This is a genomic window from Corynebacterium cystitidis, assembly GCF_900187295.1.
Classification (GTDB): domain Bacteria; phylum Actinomycetota; class Actinomycetes; order Mycobacteriales; family Mycobacteriaceae; genus Corynebacterium; species Corynebacterium cystitidis.
Genome location: NZ_LT906473.1, coordinates 2,002,874 through 2,026,599, shown reverse-complemented (window position 1 = coordinate 2,026,599; position 23,726 = coordinate 2,002,874). Strand labels below are relative to the sequence as shown.

The following is a 23,726-nucleotide window of genomic DNA, read 5'->3' as shown; positions in this document are numbered from 1 at the left end:
CTTAGAAACGAAGTCGCTCTACGGGAGCTTCGGCGTTTGCTGACCACAGCACAGTGGCGTAAGTGGAGCGCCCCGGCGGATACAAACGAGTAGAGAGTTCGCCGCCTTCACCGAGCTGATCAAGTACCTGCACTAGCTGTGCTATGAGTTGTGTGTGCCACGTCGGGTCGGGTTCGCTGAGGCGGTCGTCGTACAGCGTCACGGTGGCACCTCGTCTGCGGGCGCGCCACACGGATTCAGTCAAGTGTGGTTCGTCGAAAAGCGGGCAGCGAATGCAGTCGCGCAGTCTCAGTTCAAGTAGCTGGGCACGCTGGCGCACGACGTGACTGGGCAGAGAGGGGTCAGTAGCAAGCTTGAACTGCCTATCTACCCATTTGGTTGCCTCCTCATTAAAGGTGTGCTGTACGTGGTCCATCACCGAGGCGATACTAGCGGTGGAGAACTCACGCCACAGGTTTGGCAACTGCGCTGCTGCTTTACGTACCAAACGCGGCATCAGCCATGAGGCCAGAAGTAGGACTGCTGGCCACAGCAAACCTTGGAATGTGACTGTACCGCCCGCTATTCCAAGGTGTATGAGCAGCGCGTCGAGGCAGACTCCCGTAATCCACGAGATGAGTCCGACTGCTGCACGGTCCCGCATCAGCAGATAACTACACAGCAGCACAAACACCCACGGGTACCACACGTATGGCCAATGCTCGAGCTGGGTTTTTGTTGCTATCCCAGCGGCTGCTATGAACACCACATTGGACACACCGGCGATGACGGCTGCTCGAAGTTCCAGCCGATACTGCTTACCACTCAACACCGCGCTTAACGACGAGGCCACAGCAGCTAGGGCGATAATAAAAACTGGCCACACTATAGTCGGCCAGAACTGGTAGGAGATCACAAGAGTAAAAGCGAAGAAAACGGCGGCACTCCATGGCGTGCGCAACGCACCGATACCTGTTAATTCCTGAACGGTTGGGATACGCAACTGCGGAAGTTCGGTGGGGGAATGAGGAGACCAACTTAAATGCACTGTTGTACCGCGCCCGATAGTACTGTCGATGGTGGCGTGGCCCCCAGGGAGGGCTGACATGCGCCCGCTGATGGCGATCCGAATTCCGGCGCGGTCGTGGGGTATCTGGTCCAGGTGAAAACCGGGGCCGTTGTCGTCGATGGTGACAGCCACGCCGTCTGCGATGTCAATGGTGATGGTCGGTGTGCTTTCGGGTGCGTGCGCCGCACAATTTGCCAGGGCCTCCATTGTGGCCTCTAGCATTGTGGTAGCTACCATCTCAGGTACTTTTTTCTGGAAAGGCGCATCGTGCGGGGCGGTGATGCGTGCGTGAGGGTGAACGGCACGAATGGTGGATTTCCAGCCGACGATCACTTGGGAAAGCGGGAGGTGGTGAACTAGTCTCTGGTCTGTGTCGTTCTGATTCTGGGTGGCTTTGTTCCAGCTCTCCCGTGCAACGTCGGTTTGAGTGATGCCTAAAGACACCGCGCGCAGCTGATTAATCACCTGGTCATGTAGGTATCCTAAAAAATTAGTGTGGAGATAGCGCAGCATAGACTGTTGGCTGGCACTGAAAAACACTTCTAGTGAACGGGTTGCTAGGCGGTCGGCAGCCCGTGTCGTCGTAATGCTGGAATGGAGAAAGACAACGAAAGGGATCATTAAAACACTCGAATAGAAGATCCCCGCCGAGGTCATGTGCCATGGTGCGTCGAGGAGGTTGTCGTTCGTTGCCACCGATAAGCAGATCACCGCGATAATCAGCACGAGGGCCCACTGTCGGGCGATTGCGGCTGCCAGCATGATGCATGGGACGCCACCGTAGTCGCCAAGTCCAGCGCCAGTGAAGGGGGAATGGCCTAAAAACACCAGACAGATAATATGGGCCAGCAGGACGGTTATGTAGAGCAGTCCCCCTGTCAGTAGTGCGGACCGGTACACCGTCAGTGTATCGATAACGCAGGTACCAATGATTGCGCAGGAGGTCAAGAAGAAAAAGAGTACCGCCATGTGTGCCACAGGACTGGCTATAACACTATTTTCTATGCGAACAAGCTGAACACCGAGGTATAAAGCCCATAAGGTCCCGCAACCGATAGCAATGGTGCGGTAGACACTAAGCGTTGCGTTACTAAAAGAGGACAGGCCAACTTGCGATTTTTTCAGAGCAAGGGTGTTGCTGCGCAAGGGAAGAGGAGTGATGAACTGGTGCGGTACTTGATCTTCCTGGTTATCGCCAGCGACAGTTCCCATGCCTAAGTTTCCCACGGGCCTGGTAGGTACCCGTCTTCCTGGGCGCGTTGCATCAGGTCGACTTTCGTGACCGTTGCCCGCCCTTGCAGCGCATATTTGGTGCGTATTCGTTGGAGATAATCTTGGACGGTGTCTACCGATAGTTCGGTAAGCGCGGCTACTCGTTTCGCGGATTCGCCCATGGCGTAGAGTTCAAGTACTTCGCGTTGGCGCTCGGAGAGGTGCACATTAGAAAATTCGCTGTCAGAGTCGATGACCCCAGCCCACTCGGCAGAGGCGTACACGTGGCCTGCATGGGCGCATAAAATCGCTTCCCGCAGTACTTTTGCGGAGACGGTTTTGCGGAGCACCCCATTCACTCCCGAACGCAGCACGCGGCGGAGTAAATACGGGCTTTCTAAACTGGAATAGATCACTACTTTCAGCCCGGCCTCCATGAGGGACTGCACATTGACGTACGGGTCTGATCCGTCGTTGAGGCGCAGATCTAAAAGCACGACATCAATTGGGCCGATCTGGTGATCGTTGAGCAGGTCGGGGACAGTGGAGCGCGCTGCGACAAGCACGCTTTCCGACGGATCCTCGAGCAAGGTACGTATCCCCACGCTTGTTACCGAATGGTCGTCCACGGAAGCTACACGAATGGCCATGGGTACTAGTTTAAGTTGGACGAGGAAATAGTTTAACTCCAACAACCAATTTTTTGATGAAGTGGGTGCCCGGTGCCCCTGAAATGAGGGGCTAGTTGGGGGAGAGAAAGTGGGTTTAGATGTATACGGGGTCTGCTGGGTGCAGATCGTCCCGGTCCACACCAGCCTTATCAGCCAGCTTGCCACTCCAGTAGGAGGTGAAGTCGGGCCCCTCCGCGTCAGGTTCAGAAAAGTCGGAATACTTCTTTTCCTTATCTAACTGGTGCAATAGGTAGCCGGTGAGCAAGCCACGAACCGTTTGCCGTGCGCCGGACTGAGGCAGGCCAAAGCCGAGCACGAACTGGAAGCCAGTATCTTCAGGGAAACCCTGCTGGTTGCCCTTATCGATTTCGCGGTAAACCACATCCCCCTTCCAGTTGTACGCCAACTTGGCAGGGTTTCCGGCCTCGAAGATATCGCCCTTGTTAGAGCCGATCACCATTGCTGGGATCTCCAGCGTGCGGGCTGCCGCAGTAGCCGAGGGTGCAACAACGGCCGGGTAAATCGCACCTACCGTTTTCACCTTCGGGTTGTCGGCGGCGGTCAAAACAGCGGCACCACCGCCCATTCCGTGGCCCACAACACCCAGCTTGCCGGGGGCCACGGTGACATTGCCGTGGCCTAAGCGCACCCCTCCCAGAATCTGGAGGCATGTCTCCAAGTCCGCTGCGAAACCCGCGTGATCAGGGTTGAGTCCGATCTCAGTGTCAGGAGCTGCTACGACGATGCCCCAGCTGGCCAGGTGGCGCAAAGTTGCATGGTAGTCGTCGACAGTCTTGGTCCAGTCATGGCCGAACGCTACGGCGGGCATCGCGTTGCCTTCTGCTGGGGTGTACACCTTGCCGGGCAGTCCGGCAAACCCCAGGTCACCCACCATCACACGGTGAGGCCCTCGCTTGGACAGTTTGTTAAGATCTTTCTTCACATTCGCAGACACGCCTCCCACGATACTGCAAGATTAATTTTTGAGGTGTGGTACCGGCACCCCTAACAGTTTTCCAACCAAAAACGCGCCTCTACATGCGTGCACGCTCGTGCCCGTTCGTTCCGCACAGTGACAGAAAAATTTGTTCTAAATCACGTTGAAAATATGTGTGGCGGACCCATATTTCCGGGTTATTCTGGCAGGCATGTGTGGAATCGTCGGATATGTCGGACAACAACAAGGCCGAGACGTGGCAATCGAAGCGCTGCGTCGCATGGAATATCGCGGGTATGACTCCTCCGGTATCGCAGTGGTAGGTGCAAACGGCATCGCTCTGGCAAAGCGTGCCGGCAAGCTTGCCAACCTTGAAGACAAAATCGCGGAGCTTGGCGCAGACACCCTGGCCGGTACCACGGCTATTGGGCATACTCGCTGGGCAACCCACGGCCGCCCCACCGATGATAATGCCCACCCGCACCTTTCGTACGACGGCAAGGTCGCCATCGTCCACAACGGAATCATTGAGAACTTTGCGGGCCTGCGTGAGAAGCTCGAGAAAGACGGAGTGGAACTGCACAGCGAGACCGACTCCGAGGTGGCAGCTCACTTGTTGGCGCAGGCCTACAACGATGGTGATACTGCAGGTGACTTCCGTGCTTCTGCGCTGAAAGTGCTCAACGAACTTGAGGGCGCGTTCACCGTGTTGTTCATGCACGCTGACCACCCAGGTCACATCATTGCGGCACGCCGCTCCACTCCGCTGATTATTGGTGTGGGCGAGGGTGAGATGTTTTTGGGCTCCGATGTGGCAGCATTTATTGAACACACCAAAAACGCTGTTGAGCTGGGCCAGGATTCCGTGGTGATCATCACCCAAGACTCCCACGAGATCCTGAACTTTGATGGCAGCCCGGGCGAGGGCAAAGAGTTCACCATTGACTGGGACCTTGAATCTGCCGAAAAGGGAGGCTTTGACTCCTTCATGCTGAAGGAGATCTTCGAGCAACCAGCGGCCGTGCGCGACACTCTGGCCGGCCACTGGGATGGCCAGCGCGTCACGCTCGACGAAAACCAGCTATCTGTTACCGATCTTAAGTCTTTCAACCAGGTATTTGTTGTCGCGTGTGGTTCTGCGTACCACTCCGGCCTAGCCGCGAAATACGCCATAGAGCACTGGGTGCGCATCCCAGTGCAGATTGAGGTGGCCAGCGAGTTCCGCTACCGCGACCCCGTTCTGGATGAGCGCACCTTGGTGCTGGCGATCTCCCAGTCTGGCGAGACTGCAGACACTCTGGAGGCGGTGCGCCACGCGAAGACCCAGGGCGCCAGGGTGTTGGCCGTGTGCAATACCAACGGTTCGCAGATTCCGCGTGAATCCGACGCCGTGATTTACACGCACGCAGGCCCGGAGATCGGCGTGGCTTCCACCAAGGCGTTTTTGGCGCAGGTGGCCGCCAACTACATCGTTGGCCTAGCGCTTGCACAAGCGAAGGGCACCAAGTACCCAGACGAAATCAAAGCTATCTGGCACGAGCTGGAAGATATCCCAGCAAAGGTGGAAAAAGTCCTCAAGGTGCAAGACCAGGTCCAAGACATCGCCACCACGCTTGGAGCTGTGAAGACCATGCTCTTCCTTGGGCGAGGAGTGGGCTTCCCCATCGCGCTTGAGGGCGCTTTGAAGCTGAAAGAGCTGGCGTATATCCACGCCGAAGGCTTCCCGGCTGGCGAGTTGAAACACGGCCCGATTGCCCTGATTGAGGATGATCTGCCAGTGGTGGTCATCGTGCCATCCCCGCGCGGTGTCTCGCAGCTGCACTCCAAGATCGTGTCCAATATTCAAGAGATCAGGGCGCGTGGCGCAAAAACCATCGTGATCGCCGAAGAAGGCGATACCGCCGTGGAGCCGTACGCAAACTGGTTGCTCCGCATTCCGCAGACCCCCACGATTATGCAGCCCCTGCTGGCCACCGTGCCGCTGCAGTTCTTAGCGGCAGACATTGCGCGCGAGTGCGGTAACCAGGACATTGACAAGCCTCGGAACCTGGCCAAATCTGTAACTGTGGAGTAGGAAGCTTAACGACGATCATCCTCGCCTTTAAAGGAGGTTGCGCCTAAGATAGTAGCCATTATGTCCGCGTACCGAATTCACAATGAAGTGGAAGACATTGGCGAACATATTCGCCAGTGGAGAATGGTCTTGTCTCTTTCTGCGCAGCAGGTGTGCCAACGTGCTGGGATTTCGCGGGACACATTGCGAAAAATTGAGCAGGGAGATTCCAGTGTCAGTTCTGAAAGCGTGTGGCAGGTAATGCGTGCCTTGGGTGTGCTGGACCGTGTTGTTGAGGCAACGGACCCTTTAGGTACTGATCTTGGTCGCCTGCGTGCGCACCGGCTGACTAGGAAACGGGTCCGGTAGCCATGGACACAATTGATGTTTTCCTCGGTGATGAAGCTGATCCGGAGCGTGTTGGCCGGGCTTTTTTCACCCGTAAGCGTGGTCGGGTTTCTACTGTGTTCGCTTATGACATGGATTATTTGGCAGGTGGTGGGGTCAATATTGACCCTGGGGCTTTGTCATTAGTGTCGGGTTCCCAGGCCATTACCAGTGGGATTCTTCCTGCTTTTTCTGATGCTGCACCAGACAGATGGTGGGGCCTCTTTCCTTGCGGCAAATACCCTAGGAATACCTCCTCTCTTGGCACTGCCGCGACTGCTACGCGCCAGCGAGCGCGTAGTCTCCGAACAGCTGGATTAAGGTGCGCATGGTGAAAAAGGTGCAGCGCACCAAGCGGTCAAGGATCTGCTTAATGCGGGATCATCAAGCTTGGGTGGTGCACGCCCCAAAGCAGCCGTTACTTTAGAAAATGGCCGCTTGGGAATAGCTAAGTTTCCTCATGCTAGTGACCAATGGGATGTGATGAACTGGGAGTATCACGCTTTGGAAAGTTACCGTTTGGCGGGGGCGCGAGTTGCTGAAGCGCAGACCATCACGGTCGGGGACACAACAGTGCTAGTCCTGCAGCGATTTGACCGGGGCCAGCACGGCCAACGGATCTCATTTATCAGTGCGATGACTGCAACAGGAAAGCGTGACGGGGAGGCCGCTGACTACCTGGATATTGTCGATGCAATAAGACATATTTCTGGTGATATTGAGGGAGATCTTGAAGAACTATTTCGTCGTGCCACGCTCAACGTAGTCCTTGGGAACACTGACGATCATCTGCGCAACCATGCTTTTCTTTCCAGGAAAGAGCACTGGTTTCTCAGCCCAGCTTTTGATGTTAACCCGAACCCACAGCTTCATGCTCGGCGTGCAACTTCCATAGTTGGTGCAGCACAGTTTCCTGAGGAAGTTCATGCGCTACATCCGCTGGCGGAAGAATGTGGACTGACCACTTTACGGGCCAAACAGATCGTGGAGGAAATTATTGCAGCGGCTGAACACTGGGAGCTGGAATCTGTGGAGCAGTAGAGTACCCTTGCCCCTATGCTCGCAGCGCTGCAATTCGCACTCATTGACTCGATCAACCTGCTTCTCATCGCGGTGATCGTGGCTGTTGGCATCGCAACTCCGCAGATCCGTGGCAAATACGCAAAGATCACCAGCTTGCTCATTGCTGGTGACTGGTTGGGAGTGGCAGCGCTGTCCCTGCCGGTCCTTTTACTGTTTGATCAGGTGCGTCACCACATTCAGGCTTTCCTAGACGGCCCGATTTTCGGCTGGATTCTCATCGGCACCGGCTTGATCGTGGGGCTGATGGCGCTGAAAGGCGGCGATAACTCCAAGCTTGTGGAGTTCATCATGGCCCCGCTGCGCGATGCCGGGCCGAAGACGGTGCTGATGGGGTTTGCTCTCGGAGTGATCCAGTCCGCCACGTCCGCCCCGTTCTACTTCGGCCTGGCTATCCTGGCTGCCGAGGAGGTTGCGTCGCGCTATATCTTCCTCATTTTGTACGCCACGGTGGCGTTGAGCTTGCCGACGGTCACCGCCATTCTTGTGTGGGTGGTGCGCCAGAGGCCGCAGTCGGTCGTCGGAAAGCTTTTTGAAAAGGCACGAAATGACCCGGAGCGGTTGTCCCTGATTGCGTCGTGGGCTGTGGCATTGATGCTGATCGGGCTGGGTGTCGCGCACTTGGCATAGCCAGGATGTAAGAATGGAGACCATGAGTTTGCTGTCCACCCGCATTGACCTGTCTGCCATCGCGCACAATACGCGACTGATCAAAGACATGGTTGCACCTGCACAGCTGATGTGTGTGGTGAAGGCTGACGGCTATAACCATGGCAGCGCGCGCGTTGTGCCCGTCATGGAAGCGAACGGTGCGGACAGTTTTGGTGTGGCCACGTTTGCGGAGGCCCACGCGGTGCGAAAGCTCACCGGCAAGCCTGTGCTGGCCTGGATTTGGTCGCTTAACGACGATATCCCCGCCGGAATCCAGGTGGGCGTGCCCACGGTGGGGCATCTGCGCAGGCTGGTAGCTGACCCAACTGAGCGCACCGTGTACCTGATGGTGGAGACGGGCATGAACCGCAATGGGATCGACCAGGCCGAGTGGGCCGAAGCGTTTGAGCTGGCTGCAGGTGCTTCACACCTTCGCGTGGAGGGCCTGATGTCACACCTCGCGTGCGCCGATGAGCCGGCTGACCCGTTTACCAACGAGCAAGCAAATACCTTCCGCCGCGCGATCGCTCAAGGCCGTGCTGCGGGTTTGAGCTTGCCGACGAACCACCTGGCCAACTCTCCAGCAACCCTGACTAGGCCTGATCTGTATTTCGACCAGGTGCGCCCAGGTGTTGCACTGTATGGGTTGGAGCCAATTTTTGGTGCGGACCACGGCCTGAAACCTGCGATGACGTGGCGCGCCGAGGTTGCCGCGGTCAAACCAATTGTGAAAGGGGAGGGGACCAGCTATGGGCTGACCTGGCGCGCACCCGCCGACGGCTATACCGCCGTGATTCCCGCAGGGTATGCCGATGGGCTGCCGCGGAACTGGCAAGACGCCATCGAGGTCACCATCGGTGGGGTGCGCTACCCGCAGGTAGGAAGGGTGTGCATGGACCAATTCGTCGTGTGGCTCGGAGCCACCGGCGACGCGCCAGCGTCGCCGGTGAGTGTCGGGGATGAGGCCATCATCTTCGGGCCGGGCGGTGTGAGCGCCACGGAACTTGCAGACCGCGCTGGCACCATCAACTATGAAGTGGTGTGTCGCCCCACCGGGCGCAACCAACGCGAGTACATCGACGCCGACAGCAAGCCTGAAAAGGAGGCCTAAAATGCGCAATACCTTCCCCCATGAAGGCAGCAGGCAGTGCGAGGAGTTCACCGACACGCATGCGCTAGGCGAAGAACTTGGCAAGGCACTCGAAGCCGGTGACGTGGTGATCCTGGATGGGCCCCTCGGTGCCGGAAAAACCACCCTTGCCCAGGGCATTGCGCGTGGTATGCAGGTCAAAGTCCGGGTGACTAGCCCCACCTTTGTCATCGCACGCGAACACCCAAGCACCGTCGGCGGGCCCAACTTGATCCACATGGACGCCTACAGGCTGATTGATGAGTCTGGTTCCGGCGACCCATTGGGTGAGTTAGATGCACTTGACCTAGACACCGCGCTGGAGGATTCTGTGGTGGTCGCAGAATGGGGTGCGGGTCTCGTGGACAAGCTAGCTCAGGATTACCTGCTGGTCACTCTTGATCGTGAGACACTGGTACGCAACGACCCCGAATCCGAGGGGCGCATTATTTCGTGGAGGTTCCACCATGCCCGCTAGCAACAAAACCACCTTCAACTGGGGCGAAGACTACGCCAAGTTTCGGCCCACCTACCCAGACAAGCTGCCCGGTTTGCTCGCAGGGCTTGTCGACGACACCAGCTGTGCGCTGGACGTCGGCTGCGGCACCGGCCAGCTCACCGAAATGCTGACCGATTCCTTCGACACCGTAGTGGGCATGGACATCTCGGCGTCCCAGGTGGGTGCTGCCGCCGGCAACGCCGCGTATATGGTGGCCGAGGCGTCGAACCTGCCGCTGGAAGACAAGTCCATAAACCTGGTGACCGCCGCGCAGTCGGCGCACTGGATTGATGTAGACGAGTTTTATGCCGAGGCACGCCGGGTGGCTGCTCCAGGGGCTGTGATTGCGCTAGTTAGTTACGGGCTGTGCATGATCGATGACCCCGAAGTAGACCGCATCTACCAAGAGTTCTACCAAGGTGAGTTCCACAAGTTCTGGGATGCGCGGCGCGTGCATGTAGAAACGGGGCTACGGAACCTGCCATTCCCGTTCAAACAGATCAAGGTGGAATGCCCCGACATCATCAAAACCATGGGTGTAGAAGATTTCTTAAGTTATATCGGGACGTGGTCGGCGTCGAAAAGCGCGCAAGCCCAAGGCTCCGGTGACTTGCTCGATGAGCTGGGCGACAACCTGCGTTATATGTGGGGTAGTAGGCGGCTGGATGTGCGCTGGCCAGTTGCGGTTCGGGCCGGGAAGCTAGCGCAATAGGCGATCTGCTGGACTATTAAGCAATAAACCCGTAACTGGAAAGAGTGCGTCTAGCCAGGTCTTATTCTTGTTGCTGGGGCAGTTGGCGGTAGTATCGTGGCTATGAATCTCACGAGCAAAGATAAAGGTTGGTTCGGAATTGTCATCGCACTGTGGATCATCGCGCTTGTCGCCTTGATATTCCTCGCGCCCAAAGGCAATGCCATCAGCGCGCCCAACAACTCCCTGCAGCGCACCCTGTCCGAGATCACTACTGCTCAAGGCGGTGCCGTGGACGGCCAGGTCATCAGTTTCGCCCACATTTACGGCGAGGGTAAGTACTACACCACGGTGTGCCACGAGGAGCCTCAGGAATTGGTGGATCAAAAGCTGGGCTCGCGCGCCAGCGAGGTCAACCTTGACGGCGAACACAACTACGTGGTGATCTACGACGAAAACATCCAGACTGACCTGCAGACCGGCGAGCTCGCCCCCGTCCACATTGACGCGGTGGAAGCCGACGCCGTGAACCTGTGTGGCCTGATTAATGACCAGTTTGCACCGACCGAGGCATCGCTGCCATTCTACAAAGACCAGGGCGTGTGGCATTTGGGAGTCCGGCAGTAATGTGGGTTCTGGCCCTCGATACTGCAACACCTGACCTGGTCACCGGGCTTGTTCATACTTCCACGGGTGAGACGTTCGACGAAGTGCTCGTCGATACGCGACAACACAACGAGCTGCTTGTCCCCACCGTGCAATCCTTGCTGCGGCGTGCCGGGCTGACTTTTGCTGATCTCGGCGCCATCGTGGTGGGCTGTGGACCCGGACCTTTTACCGGCCTGCGCGTTGGCATGTCTACTGCCAGCGCGTTTGGGCAGGCACTGGGCATCCCGGTCCACGGTGTGGTGACGCATGATGCGATAGCCAAGAGCCTCAACGCCCGCCGCTTGCTCGTGGTCACCGATGCCCGCCGCCGAGAGATCTACTGGGCGCTTTACGACGAAGCCGGGCGCAGTGCCGGACCCGGTGTGGTGGCCCCGGCTGAGCTCTCCATTAAAGGGGAAGTCGATCTCATCAGCGTGCCCGAACACCTAGCCGACTCACTCCAGGTCAGTGCGTCCCGGATCGTGCACAAGGCGCCCACAGCCGCGGCCCTTGTTGCTGTGGCGGACTTGGACGCAGACCCAGAGCCGCTGGAACCGCTGTACTTGCGCCGACCTGACGCGAAAGTGCCGGCACCCACGCCGAAATCTCCAGCAATCCCCGAGGTCCAGTTATGATCCTGCGTGAATTAACGCCCGCCGATGCCACCCGCGTGGCTGAAATCGAGGCCGTTTTATTCTCCGGCGACAACCCATGGAGCAGGGATATCTTTCTCGTTGAGTTTGCTCACCCGCACACCTTCTACGTCGGGGCGTTCGACGGCGAAAACGACGGGAGCGTGATGGGTTATGCCGGCATCGCGAAGCTGGGGCCGCACGACGATCCCGAGTTTGAGGTTCACACCATTGGGGTGGCTGTGGAGCATCAGCGAAAGGGCGTCGGCCGAATGCTGATGGAGCAGATCACCCACGTGGCCGACATGTATGACGGCGAAATGTTCCTTGAAGTGCGCACCGATAATGCGGCCGCGATTGCTTTGTACGAGGCGTTCGATTTTTATCGGTTGGGTGTGCGACGCCATTATTATCAGCCGTCGGGGGCTGATGCGTACACGATGAAACGGCCTGCTTTGAGTGACAGAAATAGCGAAAGGGAAAATGCGTGATCATCCTGGGCATCGAGTCTTCCTGCGACGAAACCGGCGTAGGAATCATCGAGCTTGCCGACGACGGCTCCATGGAAATCAAAGCAGATGCGGTGGCGTCCTCCATGCAGGAGCATGCCCGCTTCGGTGGTGTGGTTCCGGAGATCGCCTCGCGAGCCCACTTGGAGGCCATGCCCCAGGTTATGGAGCAAGCGTTGCGTGAGGCAGGCGTCGATAAGCCCGATGCCGTTGCTGCCACAGTGGGCCCAGGACTCGCGGGCGCGCTATTGGTGGGTGCGTCTGCCGCCAAGGCCTATGCTGCGGCGTGGGGTGTGCCGTTCTACGGTGTGAACCATCTCGGTGGGCACGTAGCGGTGGCTCACCTCGACGGTGCCGAGGAGTTGCCGCATTCGGTGGCGTTGCTTGTTTCTGGTGGGCACACGCAACTACTCGAGGTGGAGGCGGTGGGAAAGCCAATGAAGGAGCTGGGCTCTACGCTTGACGACGCAGCCGGTGAAGCCTATGACAAGGTGTCCCGTTTGCTCGGGTTGGGGTATCCGGGTGGGCCTGTTATAGATAAGGTCGCGCAGCGAGGGAACCCGAAGGCGATCAATTTCCCTCGCGGATTGTCGCGTCCGCAGGATTTACGCGGGCCGCATCGACATGACTTTTCGTTCTCAGGGTTGAAAACATCGGTGGCGCGTTATGTGGAACGTGCAGAGCGTGACGGGGACGTCATCTCCGTCGAGGATGTCTGCGCCTCTTTCCAGGAAGCTGTGGCTGATGTGCTCACGGCGAAGGCCCTGCGGGCGTGTGAAGACACCGGTGTGACGACCCTGCTGCTGGGCGGGGGAGTAGTGGCGAACTCACGGCTGCGTGAGTTGGCGCAGGAACGTTGCCACACCCACGGCATTGAACTGCGCGTGCCACGTTTGGCGTTGTGTACTGATAATGGCGTGATGATTGCGGCGCTTGCAGCGCAGCTGATTCACGAAGGTGCCCCGGAATCTGGCTTTGAGGTGGGAACGGATCCTTCGCTGGAGGTTGAAGTTCCGCTGGTTGTGGGTGGTTAGTACGCGCCCCAAGCGAAAGAGAACCGAGCGGTGCGGAACTACCGTGAAGATAATGAGGAATGGGTACTATCCAGGAGTAGGGTCGGGCTGTTTTGGGTTAAAGGTCCCCCCTCATGTTGAGACTTAGCACTCGCGTGGGTAGAGTGCTAATCAGGTTGTTTGGAACACAGTTGTTCACCCGCGACGACGGCTGTGCCGGTCACAACCAACCAGCACAAGAACAATTTTTGAATTGGAAGGTTTCAACATGGCAAACGTCAACATTAAGCCACTCGAGGATAAGGTCCTGGTTCAGATCGTCGAAGCTGAGACCACGACGGCGTCCGGTCTGGTCATCCCTGATTCTGCTCAGGAGAAGCCACAGGAAGCAACTGTGATCGCTGTCGGCCCAGGCCGTACCGACGACAAGGGCAACAAGACTCCTGTCGACGTCAAGGAGGGCGACACCGTCATCTTCTCCAAGTACGGTGGCACCGAGCTGAAGTACAACGGTGAAGAGTACCTCCTGCTTTCGGCTCGCGACCTGCTCGCGATCGTCGAAAAGTAAGAGGTAAAACCACATGGCAAAACTTTTAGCATTCGACCAAGAAGCCCGTGAGGGCATTCAGCGAGGTGTGGACCAGCTCGCTGATACTGTGAAGGTCACCCTTGGCCCCAAGGGCCGCAATGTGGTTCTGTCCAAGGCTTTTGGTGGCCCCACCGTCACCAACGATGGTGTGACCATCGCACGTGACATCGATGTGGAAGACCCATTCGAGAACCTCGGCGCCCAGCTTGTGAAGTCTGTTGCAGTCAAGACTAATGACACTGCAGGCGACGGCACCACCACCGCAACGCTGCTGGCTCAAGCACTCATCGCTGAAGGCCTGCGCAACGTGGCGGCCGGCTCGAACCCAGTGGAACTGAACAAGGGTATCCTGGCAGCCACTGAGAAGGCTGTTGAAGAGCTCAAGGCTCGTGCAACTGCTGTCTCTTCCAAGGAGGAGATTGCCAATGTTGCTACCGTGTCGTCCCGTGATAACGTTGTCGGAGAGATGGTGTCCGGCGCAATGGATAAGGTGGGCAAAGACGGTGTTCTTACCGTTGAGGAATCCCAGTCTATCGACTCTTACGTGGATGTCACCGAGGGTATTTCCTTCGAGAAGGGCTACCTGTCTCCGTACTTCATGACGGATGCCGAATCTGGCCAGGCTGTCCTGGATGATCCAGCAATCCTCTTGGTGCGCAACAAGATCTCCTCGCTGCCTGATTTCCTCCCACTGCTGGAGAAAATCGTCGCTGACAATAAACCACTGCTGATCATCGCCGAGGATGTCGAGGGTGAACCGCTGCAGACACTCGTGGTCAACTCGATCCGCAAGGCGCTGAAGGTTGTTGCGGTGAAGGCGCCATACTTCGGTGAGCGTCGCAAGGCGTTCATGGATGACTTGGCAGTGGTGACCTCCGCGACGGTTGTTGACCCAGAGGTGGGCATCAACTTGAAGGATGCAGGACTCGACGTGCTGGGCTCCGCCCGCCGCGTCACCGTCACCAAGGATGACACAGTCATCGTTGACGGCGCTGGCTCTGCCGACGACGTGGAAGCACGCCGCGAACAGATCCGCCGCGAAATTGAAACCACTGACTCCACCTGGGATAAGGAAAAGGCTGAGGAGCGCTTGGCCAAGTTGTCCGGCGGTGTCGCTGTGATCCGCGTGGGTGCCGCTACCGAAACCGAGGTAAACGAACGCAAGCTGCGCGTCGAGGACGCTATCAACGCTGCTCGTGCTGCCGTCCAGGAAGGCATCATCGCCGGTGGCGGTTCCACGCTGGTGCAGATCTCCACGACTTTGCGAGACTACGCTGAAGAGTTCGACGCAGAACAGAAGGTTGGTGTGCTAGCAGTGGCCAAGGCCCTGACCAAGCCAGCATTCTGGATCGCTGAAAACGCAGGCCTGGATGGCGCAGTTGTGGTGTCCAAGACCGCGAAACTGCCCAATGGGGAAGGCTTCAACGCCGCCACCATGGAGTATGGCAACCTGATCGAACAGGGCATCATTGACCCTGTCAAGGTAACCCACTCCGCAGTGGTCAACGCGTCATCAGTGGCCCGCATGGTACTGACCACTGAGGCTTCCGTAGTGGAAAAGCCAGCTGACCCGGAGGCTCCAGCCGCCGGTGCACACGGCCACCACCACTAGCAACCCCTAAGCCACACAGAAATCTCCCGGGTTCCAGTTCCGTTGGAACCCGGGAGTTTTTCGTCGTCAAGCGTGTTTTTTACTTCACACTAGCAGGGGCCACCACGGTCTTCTTTACCCGCTGTTTGCGTGGGCGACGGGTGCGCAGCAGATTTTGGCGCTCAGACTCGCTCATCCCACCCCAAATGCCGTATGGCTCAGCGACGTGGAGAGCGTGCTCGCGGCACTGCTTCAAAACCGGGCACGTGTAGCAGATGGCTTTCGCGCGATTCTCGCGCTGGGCGCGAGCTCGACCCCGCTCGCCGTCTGGGTGGTAGAACACCTCGGACGCCTCTCCACGGCAGGCGCCATGCAACTGCCAATCCCAGAAGTCTGCATTAGGTCCTGGGAGCTGCTGTGGCTGAGACATTTGTGAAACTCCTTAAAAGTGCCAAGTATGTACCAAGTATTCAGATAGGGAGTGTACAGCCAGCTGTGTGCACGCTGTCACCCTGCGGTACATGAAGAAGTGTGGTACCCCATGGTTAACAGATGGTTGACGGCAGGTGACTTCTTGCTAGACCATATCATCTTAGGTCCTAAAAATAGGGTCAGGAGCTGCGATGATCACCAAGGTTAAAGCTAGGTGAATTCTTTTCTGCCTGTAAGAAATGTGTTATTTGATACGGATGTGCCAATTCGACTCGGTCCGGGGCCGTCGATTGGGTACACTCATTACCCAGTTAAAGGAATCTAACTTTAAGGAATGCTGTGGCTGAGAACGACACTGATGCGCAGTTAGCGGAGCTGGTACCGCTCGCTGCTGCTGGTGATCGGCGCGCACTGCAAGATGTCATTCGCATCGTCTACCCCATGGTGCTGCGTTACTGTCGCGCCCGCATCGGCGGTGGGCGAACCCCGACCGCGGAGGACACGGCGCAGGAGGTATGTCTGGCGGTTTCGCAATCCATCGACCGATATGTTGACCGCGGTAAACCGTTCATGGCCTTCGTCTACGGAATCGCCTTTAACAAAGTGGCAGATGCCCATCGCTTGATGGCTCGAGACAAGACCAACCCCACCGAAGATGTCCCTGACAGCACTCATGATGGCGAGACTCCCGAAGAGTATGCGCTGGTCAGCGATGGAAGTAACAGAGTGCGCTCTTTACTCGATTCATTAAGTGATAAGGCTCGCGACATTGTGATTTTACGGGTGTTCGTTGGGTTATCCGCAGAGGAGACGGCTGAGGTCGTGGGAAGTACGGCCGGAGCGGTGCGCGTCGCGCAGCACAGGGCCCTTGCCACTCTGCGCAAACAGTTGGAGCAAGGAGAAGAGGCGTAGATTATGGCACGTCATAAGGGAGACAAGCAGCCGGTGGACATCACCGCCAAGCTGCAGCCGCTTGTCGACGATGATGCATTCCTCACGTCTCTGTCGGAGGGGGTTGACCCATCTGATGGAACTGATGATCTTGCAGCCTTACTTTTGGAACTGCGCGAGGATGTAGAACGGCAGATGCCACCGGCGCCCGTTGTCGAAGGCGCAGATGAAGAATCGGCAGTTATTTCCTTGGGTAAGCGACGTAGCCGGCGGTCTGCCAACCAGTGGATCGCAGGTTTAGTGGGCGCAGCAGCAGCAACTGTTGTTGTGGCAGGTTCTGGCGCAGCGTTGTACAACGCCACCCCAGGATCGCCCCTGTGGAATGTGTCCACTGCTGTCTTTGGTGACCGTACCGCCGTTGTAGAGCTCGCCAGCACTTTGGAAGACATGCAGGTTGCAGCTGACAACGGTGATATCGAAAGTACCCGCGAGCTGTTAGGGCAGGCGCGTTTGATTGTCAGCGGGATTAAAGATCCTGCAGATACGAAGCCGTCGGATACCAGCCCGTCGCCTCGCCCTACCGTGACTGTCACCCAGACGGAAACTGTGGAGGTGCCAGCAGATGAACCGGAAGTGCCAGCTGCGGAACCAGTAGCTACTGCAACGGTCACTTCTGTCGCACCGGAAACCGCAGATGGTGACACAGCGAACTCGGCACCCAACACTGTCACTGAGACCCGGGTTGCCACCGTGACGGTAACGGCGCCTGCACGGCAGAACCCGCTGCCGGCTGAACAAGGACAAGGACAAGGACAAGGCCAAGGCACTGGTACCGCGCCAGCAGAACCTGAGGTGCCAGCACCTGCTCCAGGGGTTAGCGTCGCGCATGAAGGCACTGCGAATTTGCAGGGCCCGCAGGGCTACTAACGTAAACCGGGCTACTAACGCGAACCAGGTAGGTACTGCGGGCGCAAGCCTAGCGGGCATCCAACCCGTCTAAGAACCCCAGTGCGTAATCCCAGGGAACGTACGCGTTGGGGTCTGGGTCCATAATCGGCTCATGTACTGGGGGAACCTCTCCGGCTAGGGAGGCTACCATGTTGGTTTCCATAATGTCCCAGTCGTAGAAGTGGAGGATTTCGCAGTCTTCGCACAAGAAGTAGATGCCCACAATTCCGCGTGGACGGAGCACGCGCTTGCATTCGCGCACATGGCCTAAGTCTTGGAGGAGTGCGACGCGTTCTTCGTCGGAAAGCGGTTCTATGTGCTCCTCCTCCAAAAACGATGCGGGATCGTTGGGGTCGTCGGCGAATGGGTCGCGGGGCATCATCGAGTCGAAATTCACACTGGTCACCCTATTGTTTGATGTGGGCTGGAGCAATTTTTGGCTACTGTTCCTACTCTACGTCACGTCCTACGTGTTCCGGCTAGGAATGTTGTTGAGATAGGCACTATGATGTGTAGAAATTCAATTGTAGGTGTGCGCGAAGGAGTTCTACACGTCATGTCCGATGAACACGTATTTACTGGCGGAGACGATCCCAGCAAGATTGCTCTTCGGGGCCTGACTTTCGACGATGTGCTCCTGTTGCCTGCAGAGTCTCACATCGTTCCCGGCGAAGTGGACACCTCGTCGCAGCTGACGCGTGAGCTGCGTTTGGGACTGCCGATCGCGTCCGCTGCGATGGACACTGTCACAGAGGCCCGGATGGCGATTGCCATGGCGCGCCAGGGTGGTATTGGCGTGTTGCACCGCAACTTGTCCTCGGAGGAGCAGGCCGAGCAGGTAGATATCGTGAAGCGTTCCGAGTCCGGCATGGTCACTGATCCTGTTACCGCGCGCCCAGACATGACCTTGAATGAGGTTGATGAGCTGTGCGCGCGTTTCCGTATTTCGGGACTGCCTGTGATCGAAAAAGACGGCGAGCTGGTGGGCATCATCACTAACCGCGATATGCGCTTTGAGCGTGACTTTGACCGGAAGGTCTCCGAGGTTATGACCAAGATGCCGTTGGTGGTGGCGCAGGATGGTGTGTCTAAAAGCCAGGCGTTGGAGCTGCTCAGCGCCAACAAGGTGGAGAAGCTTCCCATTGTGGATGAGGCAGGTAAGTTGACTGGTCTGATCACGGTGAAGGACTTTGTGAAGACCGAGCAGTTCCCTAATGCGTCTAAGGATGGCAGTGGTCGCCTGCTGGTTGCTGCGGGCATCGGCACTGGCGAGGATTCTTATAACCGCGCGGGTTTGCTTGTCGACGCTGGCGTGGACGCCTTGGTGGTTGATTCCGCTCACGCCCACAACAACCGCGTGCTGGAGATGGTGGAGCGCGTGAAGAAGGACTTTGGCTCTCAGGCTCAGATCATCGGTGGCAATCTTGCTACTCGTGAGGCCGCCCAGGCCATGGTCGATGCTGGTGCAGACGCGATCAAGGTGGGTATCGGCCCAGGTTCTATCTGCACTACCCGTGTGGTGGCAGGTGTGGGTGCGCCGCAGATCACCTCGATCTTGGAGGCGTCAGTGCCTGCGCATAAGGCGGGCGTGCCGATCATCGCTGATGGTGGCATGCAGCACTCTGGCGATGTGGCGAAGGCGATTGCCGCTGGCGCGTCGACCGTGATGCTGGGGTCCATGTTGGCAGGTACTGCTGAGGCTCCCGGTGATATCGTTGTGGTGGGCGGCAAGCAGTACAAGCGCTACCGTGGTATGGGTTCCATGGGTGCGATGCAGGGCCGTGGACTGTCGGGTGAGAAGCGGTCTTATTCTAAGGACCGTTATTTCCAGGCCGATGTGACTAGCGAGGAGAAGCTGGTGCCAGAGGGTATTGAGGGCCGGGTGCCGTATCGTGGCGAGCTCGACAAGATCACCCACCAGATCATTGGTGGTTTGCGCGCGGCCATGGGCTATACCGGTTCTTCCACTATTGAGGAGTTGCAGACGAAGAAGTTCGTCCAGATCACCGCGGCTGGTCTGCGTGAGTCGCACCCGCATGATATTCAGCAGACGGTGGAGGCACCGAACTACCGCGGTTAGTTTTCGCTTTTCGACGATCACCCCTGCCGGTCTCAACGGTGGGGGTGCTGTCGTAGAATCAGGCGTATGCGTGAGTACGTTGAAATCGGAATTGGGCGCGAGGCCCGCAAAACTTATCATCTGGGACAAGTAGCGTTGGTGCCGTCGCGGCGAACCCGTTCGTCGAAGGACGTGGACACCACCTGGAATATTGATGCGTATTCCTTCAACCTGCCGTTTGTGGCGCACCCAACTGATGCGGTGGTGAGCCCTGAGTTTGCCATCGAGATGGATAAGCAGGGTGGCCTGGCGGTGTTGAACGCGGAGGGCCTGTTTGGCCGCCACGCCGATGTTGAGGCTGCTTTGGGTAAGGTTATTTCCGCTGCGGGCGGGGTTGATGATGTTTTTCTCGGTGGGGATTCCTACCAGGCTGCAACGCGCGCATTACAGGAGCTGCACTCCGCACCGGTGGATCAGGATCTGTTGGCGGAGCGTATCGCGCAGATTCGTGATTCTGGTGCCACTGTGGCTGTGCGGGTGAGTCCCCAGAATGCTCGCGTGCTTGCTCCTGTGGTGGCGAAGGCTGGTGCGGAGATCATCTTTATCCAGGGTACGTTGATTTCGGCGGAGCATGTCACTGAAGGTGGGGAGCCGTTGAACTTGAAAGAGTTCATCGGTTCGCTTGAGGTGCCGATTATTGCTGGTGGTGTGACTAACTATTCCACTGCGTTGCACTTGATGCGTTCGGGTGCTGCTGGTGTGATCGTCGGTTCGGGTGAGACCACTTCTGATAATGCTTTGGGTATTTCTACCCCGATGGCTACTGCGATCGCTGATGCGGCGGCTGCGCGTCGTGAGTACTTGGATGAGACTGGTGGCCGCTATGTGCACATCATTGCCGATGGGGAGATTAATCTGTCTGGCGATATTGCCCGAGCAATCGCCTGTGGCGCCGATGCCGTGATGCTTGGCTCTGCGCTGTCGTATGCTGCTGAAGCTGCTGGCCAGGGTGTGTACTGGCAGTCGTCAGCAGGCCACCCCCGTTTCCCGCGTGGGTTGGTTACACGCGCGGCCGAAGAGGAAGAGCGCGAATCGCTTGAGGTGGTGCTCCATGGCCCGTCCGCTGACGCTTTTGGTTTGAAGAATTTGGTTGGTGGTCTGAAACGCGCAATGGCGAAGTGCGGGTATATCGATGTTAAGAGCTTCCAGAAGGTGGAGCTTGCGCTGCGGTAAATTCGCTTCGCTCATTTAACGGCGGTGTGGTGTGTGCACTAGACTCTGTTAGCGTGAATACACCTAATCCTCGTCCGGTACTTGTCGTTGATTTCGGCGCTCAGTACTCTCAACTTATCGCCCGCCGTGTGCGCGAGGCCCGTATTTATTCCGAGGTCATCCCGCACACAGCTTCTGTTGCGGAGGTCAGGGAGAAGAATCCTGTCGCCCTTGTGCTTTCTGGTGGCCCGGCCTCCGTGCACGAAGATGGTGCCCCGCAGCTTGACCCGGAGATCCTGGAGCTTGGCGTGCCCGTGTTTGGCATCTGTTATGGCTTCCAGGCCATGACTCGCGCGCTTGGCGGCACGGTGGAGCACACGGGCCAGCGTGAGTATGGCCGCACGAGCTTAACGACGACTGGGGGCGTGCTTCATGCGGGGTTGGATCAGCAGCACCCGGTGTGGATGAGCCACGGGGACTGTGTCACTCAGGCCCCCGAGGGTTTCGAGGTGACTGCTTCGACTCTGGGTGCGCCTGTGGCCGCGTTTGAAAACGTGGAGCAGAAGATGGCTGGTGTGCAGTACCACCCGGAGGTGATGCACTCGCCGCACGGCCAGCTGGTGCTTACCCGCTTCCTCACTGAAATTGCGGGTTTAAAGCAGGACTGGACCGCAGCTAATATTGCTGAGCAGCTCATTGCGCAGGTGCGTGAGCAGATCGGGCCCGAGGGCAAGGCGATTTGTGGCCTCTCTGGTGGCGTGGATTCTGCTGTGGCTGCGGCGATTGTGCAGCGCGCCATCGGTGACCGCTTGACCTGTGTTTTTGTCGATCACGGCTTGCTGCGCCAGGGTGAGCGTGAGCAGGTAGAAAACGACTATGTGAAAGCCACCGATGTCCGTTTGGTCACCATGGATGAGCGCAAGGCTTTTCTGGACAAGTTGGCCGGGGTGACCGAGCCGGAGGCGAAGCGCAAGGCGATTGGTGCAGAGTTTATCCGTGCGTTCGAACGCGCTGTTGCTGGTGTGCTGGAAGGCGAGCAGGTGGACTTTCTGGTGCAGGGCACCCTGTATCCGGATGTGGTGGAGTCTGGTGGTGGCACCGGTACTGCAAATATTAAGAGCCACCACAATGTTGGCGGTTTGCCGGACGATGTGGAGTTTGATCTGGTTGAGCCCTTGCGCCTGTTGTTTAAAGACGAGGTGCGTGCGGTGGGCCGTGAACTCGGTTTGCCTGAGGTGATTGTGAACCGTCAGCCGTTTCCAGGCCCAGGCTTGGGGATCCGCATCATCGGTGAGGTCACCGAGGATCGCCTGGACACACTGCGCAAGGCTGACGCGATTGCTCGCGAGGAGCTGACCCGCGCAGGCCTGGATGGCACGATTTGGCAGTGCCCGGTGGTACTGCTTGCCGATGTCCGCTCTGTTGGTGTGCAAGGCGATGGCCGTACCTATGGTCACCCGATTGTGCTGCGCCCAGTCTCTTCGGAAGATGCGATGACTGCGGACTGGGTGCGTGTGCCTTATGAGACTCTTGAGGTGATCTCTACCCGGATTACCAATGAGGTGGATGAGGTGAACCGAGTGGTCCTAGACATCACTTCTAAGCCCCCCGGAACCATCGAGTGGGAGTAGGTTCGTCGTATCGACGGTGACATTGCCGATGCCATGGTGGACCGTCAACGTGAGCTTTGCGCCTGTGGCCTCAGGGTTGTAGATGCCCTTGGATGGGTTCGTGGGGCCATCTGTCACCGGTTCTGCGCTACATTCGGTGGTGCCCAGCCGTGTGTAGCAGGTGATGTCCATGCGGGCTGCGCGTGGCGGGATCACATGTACTTCACCGATGCGGCTGTTCACGGTCACCTCGTGGTCGTCGTTAAGCGCAGGTAGCGCGGACAGGTCGAGGGTGATGATCCCCACTGTGTTGTTGATGTCGAGGGTGTCTAGCTGGTCTTCGGAGGTGACCTTGATGTTGGCGTCGCCGAAGTGGGCACCGAAGTTGATGCTGTTACTACTGACAGATCCTGTTGCGGAGAAAATTACTACCACAGCCAGCAAGCCGAGGCCCCAGGCCCAGCGGTGGTTTTTCTTTGTTTGCGGTGCTGGTTGTGGCGTTTCTGGTGGGCGGTAATCAGGAATGTCCCACAGCTGTGGGGCGGTACCTAGGGGGTCCCATTCGGGTGGGGTGGTGCGTCTTGTGTCGGGGTGGGGGTAGCCTTCTACTGGGCTTAACGACGAGAAGTCGGCCTGCGTTGAGGTGGTTGTCGCATCTGGGGTGGTTGTGGGTTCCATATGGGGCTTTGGTCGTGCAAGGAGGCCTTCAGGTGGCTGTGGTGTGCGCATGTGGAGGAAGTAAATCGCAGCACCGATCACCACGAGGGTAAGAATTCCGGTGGCGGAGCTTCTTACGGCTCCTACACCCCCGATGAGGCCGACGCTCAAGACGATGATGAAGGTCAGCAGCACGTATCCGGTGTTGCGGTCGTTTTTCTCGGGTTTGGTCAGGGTTGCCTTGTTGGCGATGACACATTCCCATGGGGATTTAGTCATGCCGAACCGGGGCATGGTCAGCAGGAGGATAAGGTAGGCCAGCAGTGAACCTCCCCAGGCAAAGTGCGTGACGGCGAAGAAGATGCGCAGCAAGGTGGGGTCAATGCGGTAGCGTGCGCCAAGTCCTTCGCAGACACCGCCGAAGTAGGCGTTGCCGCCTTGGGATTTGGGGATTCGTGGGGCGCGTGTGCCCCAGATGGTGGCGAGGGTGTCGTTGAAAGTGCTCATGTTTTCAGTGTGGCTGGCCAGGTGGCGTTTTTGAATCGGGATCTGCCCTGAATTTGTGGGTCAGGGTTTA

The 23,726-nt window shown here is 57.9% G+C and carries 24 protein-coding genes; 18 read left to right on the top strand and 6 right to left on the bottom strand.

Annotated features, from left to right (window positions below):
• Window position 1: 1 nt before the first annotated feature.
• From CKV99_RS09540 to CKV99_RS09530, 3 genes are all read right to left on the bottom strand, one after another.
• The gene (locus CKV99_RS09540) at window positions 2-2,260 is read right to left on the bottom strand and encodes an ATP-binding protein (protein ID WP_092256279.1); all 2,259 of its coding nucleotides are present in this window, start codon (window positions 2,258-2,260) and stop codon (window positions 2-4) included.
• Between the two features lie 2 nt (window positions 2,261-2,262).
• Window positions 2,263-2,910, bottom strand: a complete 648-nt coding sequence (locus CKV99_RS09535; protein WP_092256274.1) for a response regulator transcription factor — start codon at window positions 2,908-2,910, stop codon at window positions 2,263-2,265.
• A 115-nt stretch (window positions 2,911-3,025) separates the two neighbouring features.
• Complete coding sequence (locus CKV99_RS09530) at window positions 3,026-3,886, bottom strand: poly(ethylene terephthalate) hydrolase family protein (protein ID WP_092256271.1); 861 nt, start codon at window positions 3,884-3,886, stop codon at window positions 3,026-3,028.
• 193 nt (window positions 3,887-4,079) lie between these two features.
• Here CKV99_RS09530 and glmS point away from each other — a divergent pair, with 193 nt between their 5' ends.
• The 13 genes from glmS (at window position 4,080) to groL (ending at window position 15,361) form a co-directional block, all read left to right on the top strand.
• Complete coding sequence (glmS, locus tag CKV99_RS09525; RefSeq protein ID WP_092256791.1) at window positions 4,080-5,942, top strand: glutamine--fructose-6-phosphate transaminase (isomerizing); 1,863 nt, start codon at window positions 4,080-4,082, stop codon at window positions 5,940-5,942.
• A gap of 60 nt (window positions 5,943-6,002) precedes the next feature.
• A complete protein-coding gene (locus CKV99_RS09520; protein ID WP_092256268.1) occupies window positions 6,003-6,290 on the top strand; it encodes a helix-turn-helix domain-containing protein in 288 nt (95 codons plus the stop codon).
• A gap of 456 nt (window positions 6,291-6,746) precedes the next feature.
• Complete coding sequence (locus CKV99_RS09510; protein WP_143063397.1) at window positions 6,747-7,349, top strand: HipA domain-containing protein; 603 nt, start codon at window positions 6,747-6,749, stop codon at window positions 7,347-7,349.
• 15 nt (window positions 7,350-7,364) lie between these two features.
• Entirely contained in the window at window positions 7,365-8,018 is a 654-nt protein-coding gene (locus CKV99_RS09505) for a hypothetical protein (RefSeq protein WP_092256259.1), read from the top strand.
• A gap of 22 nt (window positions 8,019-8,040) precedes the next feature.
• A complete protein-coding gene (gene alr / locus CKV99_RS09500) occupies window positions 8,041-9,150 on the top strand; it encodes an alanine racemase (protein ID WP_092256788.1) in 1,110 nt (369 codons plus the stop codon).
• 1 nt (window position 9,151) lies between these two features.
• On the top strand, window positions 9,152-9,646 hold the full coding sequence (gene tsaE / locus CKV99_RS09495; RefSeq protein ID WP_092256256.1) for a tRNA (adenosine(37)-N6)-threonylcarbamoyltransferase complex ATPase subunit type 1 TsaE: 495 nt from the start codon (window positions 9,152-9,154) through the stop codon (window positions 9,644-9,646).
• Window positions 9,636-10,379: a class I SAM-dependent methyltransferase gene (locus tag CKV99_RS09490; protein ID WP_092256253.1), complete on the top strand. Its 744-nt coding sequence runs from the start codon at window positions 9,636-9,638 to the stop codon at window positions 10,377-10,379. Before tsaE ends, CKV99_RS09490 begins: the two co-directional genes overlap by 11 nt.
• A 102-nt stretch (window positions 10,380-10,481) precedes the next feature.
• On the top strand, window positions 10,482-10,985 hold the full coding sequence (locus tag CKV99_RS09485; RefSeq protein ID WP_092256249.1) for a hypothetical protein: 504 nt from the start codon (window positions 10,482-10,484) through the stop codon (window positions 10,983-10,985).
• A complete protein-coding gene (gene tsaB / locus CKV99_RS09480) occupies window positions 10,985-11,641 on the top strand; it encodes a tRNA (adenosine(37)-N6)-threonylcarbamoyltransferase complex dimerization subunit type 1 TsaB (protein ID WP_092256246.1) in 657 nt (218 codons plus the stop codon). The genes CKV99_RS09485 and tsaB overlap by 1 nt, the downstream gene beginning before the upstream one ends.
• The gene (rimI, locus tag CKV99_RS09475) at window positions 11,638-12,129 is read left to right on the top strand and encodes a ribosomal protein S18-alanine N-acetyltransferase (RefSeq protein WP_092256243.1); all 492 of its coding nucleotides are present in this window, start codon (window positions 11,638-11,640) and stop codon (window positions 12,127-12,129) included. Before tsaB ends, rimI begins: the two co-directional genes overlap by 4 nt.
• Entirely contained in the window at window positions 12,126-13,181 is a 1,056-nt protein-coding gene (tsaD, locus tag CKV99_RS09470; RefSeq protein WP_092256240.1) for a tRNA (adenosine(37)-N6)-threonylcarbamoyltransferase complex transferase subunit TsaD, read from the top strand. Before rimI ends, tsaD begins: the two co-directional genes overlap by 4 nt.
• 247 nt (window positions 13,182-13,428) lie before the next feature.
• The gene (groES, locus tag CKV99_RS09465) at window positions 13,429-13,728 is read left to right on the top strand and encodes a co-chaperone GroES (RefSeq protein WP_092256237.1); all 300 of its coding nucleotides are present in this window, start codon (window positions 13,429-13,431) and stop codon (window positions 13,726-13,728) included.
• 13 nt (window positions 13,729-13,741) lie between these two features.
• On the top strand, window positions 13,742-15,361 hold the full coding sequence (gene groL, locus CKV99_RS09460) for a chaperonin GroEL (protein ID WP_092256234.1): 1,620 nt from the start codon (window positions 13,742-13,744) through the stop codon (window positions 15,359-15,361).
• Between the two features lie 79 nt (window positions 15,362-15,440).
• On the opposite strand, the gene CKV99_RS09455 is transcribed toward groL, so the two are convergent.
• The gene (locus CKV99_RS09455; RefSeq protein WP_092256232.1) at window positions 15,441-15,770 is read right to left on the bottom strand and encodes a WhiB family transcriptional regulator; all 330 of its coding nucleotides are present in this window, start codon (window positions 15,768-15,770) and stop codon (window positions 15,441-15,443) included.
• 341 nt (window positions 15,771-16,111) lie between these two features.
• Between CKV99_RS09455 and CKV99_RS09450 the strand changes: the two genes are divergently transcribed.
• Entirely contained in the window at window positions 16,112-16,684 is a 573-nt protein-coding gene (locus tag CKV99_RS09450; protein WP_092256229.1) for a sigma-70 family RNA polymerase sigma factor, read from the top strand.
• Window positions 16,685-16,687: 3 nt separating this feature from the next.
• Window positions 16,688-17,590 (top strand): hypothetical protein, encoded by a 903-nt coding sequence (locus CKV99_RS09445; RefSeq protein ID WP_177178086.1) that lies wholly within the window; start codon window positions 16,688-16,690, stop codon window positions 17,588-17,590.
• Window positions 17,591-17,639: 49 nt separating this feature from the next.
• Here the strand turns inward: CKV99_RS09445 and CKV99_RS09440 are convergent, their stop codons facing one another.
• Window positions 17,640-18,008 carry a DUF5319 domain-containing protein gene (locus CKV99_RS09440; protein ID WP_092256226.1) on the bottom strand — a complete coding sequence of 123 codons (369 nt, stop codon included), beginning with the start codon at window positions 18,006-18,008 and terminating at the stop codon, window positions 17,640-17,642.
• 159 nt (window positions 18,009-18,167) lie between these two features.
• On the opposite strand from CKV99_RS09440, the gene guaB reads away from it, so the two are divergent.
• The 3 genes from guaB (at window position 18,168) to guaA (ending at window position 22,513) form a co-directional block, all read left to right on the top strand.
• Window positions 18,168-19,691: an IMP dehydrogenase gene (gene guaB / locus CKV99_RS09435; RefSeq protein WP_092256223.1), complete on the top strand. Its 1,524-nt coding sequence runs from the start codon at window positions 18,168-18,170 to the stop codon at window positions 19,689-19,691.
• 66 nt (window positions 19,692-19,757) lie between these two features.
• Window positions 19,758-20,903, top strand: a complete 1,146-nt coding sequence (locus tag CKV99_RS09430; RefSeq protein WP_092256220.1) for a GuaB3 family IMP dehydrogenase-related protein — start codon at window positions 19,758-19,760, stop codon at window positions 20,901-20,903.
• Window positions 20,904-20,956: 53 nt separating this feature from the next.
• Window positions 20,957-22,513, top strand: coding sequence for a glutamine-hydrolyzing GMP synthase (guaA, locus tag CKV99_RS09425; protein WP_177178085.1), 1,557 nt, complete (start codon window positions 20,957-20,959; stop codon window positions 22,511-22,513).
• Here guaA and CKV99_RS09420 read toward each other — a convergent pair.
• Window positions 22,469-23,656 carry a PspC domain-containing protein gene (locus tag CKV99_RS09420; RefSeq protein ID WP_092256217.1) on the bottom strand — a complete coding sequence of 396 codons (1,188 nt, stop codon included), beginning with the start codon at window positions 23,654-23,656 and terminating at the stop codon, window positions 22,469-22,471. The genes guaA and CKV99_RS09420 overlap by 45 nt on opposite strands.
• Window positions 23,657-23,726 lie beyond the last annotated feature (70 nt).

What these genes read in the sequence shown, in the direction of transcription:
- CKV99_RS09420 (WP_092256217.1), bottom strand. Translation starts at nt 23,656, where the DNA reads ATGAGCACTTTCAACGACACCCTCGCCACCATCTGGGGCACACGCGCC.
- CKV99_RS09490 (WP_092256253.1), top strand. Translation starts at nt 9,636, where the DNA reads ATGCCCGCTAGCAACAAAACCACCTTCAACTGGGGCGAAGACTACGCC.
- CKV99_RS09455 (WP_092256232.1), bottom strand. Translation starts at nt 15,770, where the DNA reads ATGTCTCAGCCACAGCAGCTCCCAGGACCTAATGCAGACTTCTGGGAT.
- groES (WP_092256237.1), top strand. Translation starts at nt 13,429, where the DNA reads ATGGCAAACGTCAACATTAAGCCACTCGAGGATAAGGTCCTGGTTCAG.
- rimI (WP_092256243.1), top strand. Translation starts at nt 11,638, where the DNA reads ATGATCCTGCGTGAATTAACGCCCGCCGATGCCACCCGCGTGGCTGAA.
- CKV99_RS09535 (WP_092256274.1), bottom strand. Translation starts at nt 2,910, where the DNA reads ATGGCCATTCGTGTAGCTTCCGTGGACGACCATTCGGTAACAAGCGTG.
- groL (WP_092256234.1), top strand. Translation starts at nt 13,742, where the DNA reads ATGGCAAAACTTTTAGCATTCGACCAAGAAGCCCGTGAGGGCATTCAG.
- CKV99_RS09505 (WP_092256259.1), top strand. Translation starts at nt 7,365, where the DNA reads ATGCTCGCAGCGCTGCAATTCGCACTCATTGACTCGATCAACCTGCTT.
- tsaB (WP_092256246.1), top strand. Translation starts at nt 10,985, where the DNA reads ATGTGGGTTCTGGCCCTCGATACTGCAACACCTGACCTGGTCACCGGG.
- glmS (WP_092256791.1), top strand. Translation starts at nt 4,080, where the DNA reads ATGTGTGGAATCGTCGGATATGTCGGACAACAACAAGGCCGAGACGTG.
- alr (WP_092256788.1), top strand. Translation starts at nt 8,041, where the DNA reads ATGAGTTTGCTGTCCACCCGCATTGACCTGTCTGCCATCGCGCACAAT.
- tsaE (WP_092256256.1), top strand. Translation starts at nt 9,152, where the DNA reads ATGCGCAATACCTTCCCCCATGAAGGCAGCAGGCAGTGCGAGGAGTTC.
- CKV99_RS09520 (WP_092256268.1), top strand. Translation starts at nt 6,003, where the DNA reads ATGTCCGCGTACCGAATTCACAATGAAGTGGAAGACATTGGCGAACAT.
- guaB (WP_092256223.1), top strand. Translation starts at nt 18,168, where the DNA reads ATGTCCGATGAACACGTATTTACTGGCGGAGACGATCCCAGCAAGATT.
- CKV99_RS09540 (WP_092256279.1), bottom strand. Translation starts at nt 2,260, where the DNA reads ATGGGAACTGTCGCTGGCGATAACCAGGAAGATCAAGTACCGCACCAG.
- CKV99_RS09445 (WP_177178086.1), top strand. Translation starts at nt 16,688, where the DNA reads ATGGCACGTCATAAGGGAGACAAGCAGCCGGTGGACATCACCGCCAAG.
- CKV99_RS09485 (WP_092256249.1), top strand. Translation starts at nt 10,482, where the DNA reads ATGAATCTCACGAGCAAAGATAAAGGTTGGTTCGGAATTGTCATCGCA.
- CKV99_RS09430 (WP_092256220.1), top strand. Translation starts at nt 19,758, where the DNA reads ATGCGTGAGTACGTTGAAATCGGAATTGGGCGCGAGGCCCGCAAAACT.